The 3,910-nt window shown below is 38.1% G+C and carries 4 protein-coding genes; all 4 read right to left on the bottom strand.

The window, feature by feature from the left end:
* Window positions 1–169 precede the first annotated feature (169 nt).
* The gene (locus PN497_RS22590) at window positions 170–1,087 is read right to left on the bottom strand and encodes an ABC transporter permease (protein WP_096564907.1); all 918 of its coding nucleotides are present in this window, start codon (window positions 1,085–1,087) and stop codon (window positions 170–172) included.
* Window positions 1,088–1,338: 251 nt separating this feature from the next.
* On the bottom strand, window positions 1,339–2,430 hold the full coding sequence (locus tag PN497_RS22585; RefSeq protein WP_096572523.1) for a polyamine ABC transporter substrate-binding protein: 1,092 nt from the start codon (window positions 2,428–2,430) through the stop codon (window positions 1,339–1,341).
* A gap of 21 nt (window positions 2,431–2,451) precedes the next feature.
* Window positions 2,452–3,594: an ABC transporter ATP-binding protein gene (locus PN497_RS22580; protein ID WP_096564904.1), complete on the bottom strand. Its 1,143-nt coding sequence runs from the start codon at window positions 3,592–3,594 to the stop codon at window positions 2,452–2,454.
* A gap of 119 nt (window positions 3,595–3,713) precedes the next feature.
* Window positions 3,714–3,910, bottom strand: a 197-nt coding sequence (locus PN497_RS22575) for a hypothetical protein (RefSeq protein WP_272110884.1), incomplete at its 5' end; no start/stop codon positions are given.

The raw sequence follows: 3,910 nt of genomic DNA, 5'->3' as shown, positions 1-3,910 counted from the left end.
TAGTAACCAATTCTTTGAAATTTCACCCGGAAAATGCACGCTTTTAGGAGTATACCCCTGAAAAATCCTGCACTGATTTCCTGATTTTCCACCTGAAACCCTTGATTTATCAAGGTTTTGAGTTTATTCAGCAAGCCCTAAATACCAAATTTAATCACCAGGGCGATAACTATGCCTTCGGCACGCTGCGCGAATGGTAAGCTACCGCTAAGGCAATACTCACCACCAAAATCAAAGTCATACTCAAAGCTGAACCAAAACCCCAATTTTGAGTAGCACCGAGAAACTGATTATAAACCAACCTTGCAGCAGTCATACTGGAAGCACCACCCAATAATTCTGGATCAATAAAATCTCCCAATGCTGTAATAAATACCAACAAAGAACCAGCAGCAATACCGGGAAAAACTTGGGGTACTGTCACTTTCAAAAAAGTTTGTACTGGGTTTGCACCCAAATCAGCAGCAGCTTCTAATAAACGTCGATCTAATTTTTCTAAAGAAGCATACAATACTAAAACCATATAGGGTAATAAACTGTAACTCATGCCAATTAAAACTGCTGGAGTTCGGTTCAACAATTCCAAAGCTGGTAAACCTATACTGGTAAGTAAACTATTTAATAATCCAGTAGGACGGAGAATAGTAATCCAAGCATAAGAACGTAGTAAAGAAGAAGTCCATAAAGGCAAAACAAAGCCTAATAATAATAAAGTTCGCCACCGTTTTGGTGACATTTGGGCAATCCAATAAGCTACTGGAAAACCCACAATTAAACAAATAATTGTCGTATTAATTGCCAAAAACAGGGAATTGAAGATAACTCGTAAATACAGCGGTTCTAAAATACGAAGATAGTTATCCAATCCATTAGGATTGACAAGATCACCTGGTCTGATATCCTTAACTAAACTCAATTGCAAAATTATCAAGGTTGGCAGCAATAACAACAGTAATAACCAAATCCCTGATGGTGCAAGTAAGGATAAAGGAGGCAACCATTGGACAAAATGACGATATAATTGTGGTGGTTTTTTAGCAATATTGCTAGGGGATGCTACGGGAGATTTAGGAAGTTGAATAGACACAGCCTGATACCAATTTTTGGATTTTAGATTTTAGATTTTAGATTTTAGATTTTAGATTTTAGATTTTAGATTTTGGATTTTCAGTAAGGATTCAGTATACAGAATACAAGATTTAGAATGAATTAGATTTTTCGAGTCATTGGTTGTTGATGAAAAAACTTGCTTCTGGATGATTGTTGCTACAAACAAATATTCTGACTCCTGACTACTGACTCCTGACTCCTGACTCCTGACTCCTGAATATGCTGTATTTAAGCTAGTAATTGAGTCCAATATCGCTCATAAACTGCTTCAAAATCACCTACAGGAGTGAGGCGTTCACATTTATTTAAAATTGATTCTGGAGGAAATAAGCTAGTATTATTTTGAATTTCTTGTGGTAATTGTTCAAAACCTGCGCGATTAGGAGTAGCAATTTTCAATCTTTTGCTGATTTCGGCAGCTACATCAGGTTGCAGAAGGAAGTTAATCCAACTATAAGTACCAGGAATATTAGGCGCTGTTTTGGGAATAACAATAGTATCTGTCCAGAGAGAAGAACCACTGCGAGGAATTACATATTTAAGTTTAGGATTTTCCTTGGATATCTTCACGCCATCGGCAGAATAACACATAGCTAATAATAAATCTCCTGCCAATATTTGGTTTTGCCAAGCATCAGTATCAAAAGCGGCGATCGCTGGTTTTAATGACCGCAATTTTTCATAAGCTGCTTTAATTTCTGTGGCATTTTGCGAATTATAAGAATAACCGAGCATTTTTAATGTTGCTCCCATCACCTCCCGCACATCATTTAGTAAAGTCATCCGTTTATAAAGTTGCTCTTGATTTTGCCAAAGATATTCCCAATCTTCAGGGGGAGTTTTCAGCTTTTCCGAGTTATAGATAAATCCCGTTGTTCCCCAATTAAAAGGTAAACTATAACGGTTATTAGGGTCATAAGTAGGATTCTGAAATTGAGGAAATAAATTTTCTAACCCTATTAAAAGTGCGTGATTAATTTCTGCTAACAAATTTTTTTCTACCATCTTCTGTACCATATAATCAGATGGATAGATAACGCTATAACTAGCACCTCCTCCAGCTTGGAGTTTAGCCAGCATCACATCGTTAGAATCAAACACATCTGCCAAAACCTTGATGCCGGTTTGGGTAGTGAAAGTAGATAGTAATTCTTGATCCGTATATTGACTCCATGTATATAAATACAATTCATCACTTTTCCCAGAAACTGAACCAGTATAATTATTGGCGCTGACATTAGCTAATCTCCAGCCACAACTACTTAAAGACAAGCTAGAAAGCAACGCCATTGTTTTAATAAATTCCCTTCTCCTGGTTATTGTCATCATCATGGTTTACTCTTAATTCACCTTTGATGTTTGACTAATAGCTAAACAGTCAGTTTCTGCCCACCAAATGTAAATAGGTGTATTCCGGTCTGGTAAACTACCAAAGGTATTAGGTTGTAAAACATTAACATTGATGCCATTAGCTAATTCCACGACATAATTAACATGAGTACCCAAATACATGATATTAACTAACCGACCTTCAAAGCAATTTGTGGGTAGATTGGGATGATAAAGAGAAATCTGAATTTTTTCAGGACGCACACTTAAAACTACCGCCTGTAATAATTCCCAGGGTGTATCTTTTGTACGAGCAGCAACAATAGAAAATCCGGTTTTAGTCAAAACTTTAACATACTCGGCATCAATGGCAGTAATTTCGCCGCTAAATAAATTGGTATCACCAATAAAATCTGCAACAAAAGCTGTTTCGGGACGTTCGTAAATGGCGCGAGGAGTACCAACTTGTTCAATTTTGCCCTGATTCATCACCGCGATCCGATCAGATAAACTGAGTGCTTCCTCCTGATCGTGAGTTACCATAATAAAAGTTAATCCTAACTCTTTATGGATGTTGCATAACTCAACCTGCATTTCCTTCCGCAGTTTTAAATCTAAAGCTCCCAGGGGTTCATCTAAGAGTAAGACAGCGGGACGGTTAACCAAAGCTCTAGCTAAAGCAACTCGTTGTTGTTGACCACCAGAAAGCTGAGAAGGAAAGCGCGATCGCAAACCTTCCATTTTCACCAGCTTTAAAGCTTCCGTGACTCTGCTATTAATTTCTGATGGAGATAATTTTTTTAACCGCAGTCCAAAAGCAATGTTTTCCCACACATTCAAGTGATTAAACAGAGCATAGCTTTGAAATACAGTATTCACAGGTCTTTGGTAAGGAGGTACATGAGTCATGGACTTGCCTTGAATCAATAACTTGCCTGCGTCCACTCTTTCAAAGCCAGCAATTAACCGTAAGATGGTTGTCTTACCACAACCAGAGGGTCCTAAAATACTAAAGAACTCTCCCTGTCTCACATCTAAGTCCACACCATGTACTGCTGGTTCTTGGTTGAAAAACTTGAAGACGTTCCGCAGTTCAACATCCAGTGGCTGAAAATTAGTTACACCCCTCTGAGTTTGCATCACAGTTTGAGCCATAGTCTTCAGTAGAACGCCTTGATTTTTTGACACTCTGCGGTCTGAAGACACGCAGATTTTTTAAGACTAAGACTTGCTTAAAAGGAATAGTCAATTATTCCCCTACACGCTCAAAACAACTACTTACGGATAAGTGTTGCAATTGCGCTTACTTTTATATTTTTTTTTGGCTTTCTGAGTCCATCGAATTTTGGCGGTATACACTCTGTATCTTGCCTTTGCTTGTTTACCCAGGCTACGGTCAAAGCCGAGACGAGATAAATCAGGGGTTTCTCCTGATCAAAATACTTCTTCGTGCAGATGGTTATTCTTACTC

This window comes from Sphaerospermopsis kisseleviana CS-549 (genome assembly GCF_028329225.1).
In the GTDB taxonomy this organism is placed as follows: Bacteria; Cyanobacteriota; Cyanobacteriia; order Cyanobacteriales; family Nostocaceae; genus Sphaerospermopsis; species Sphaerospermopsis kisseleviana.
The sequence above is the reverse complement of the archived record's forward strand: the minus strand, read 5'-3'. Positions and strand labels throughout refer to the sequence as shown.

Excerpts from the sequence above, each read along its gene's own strand:
- PN497_RS22580 (WP_096564904.1), bottom strand. The coding sequence starts at position 3,594 with ATGGCTCAAACTGTGATGCAAACTCAGAGGGGTGTAACTAATTTTCAG.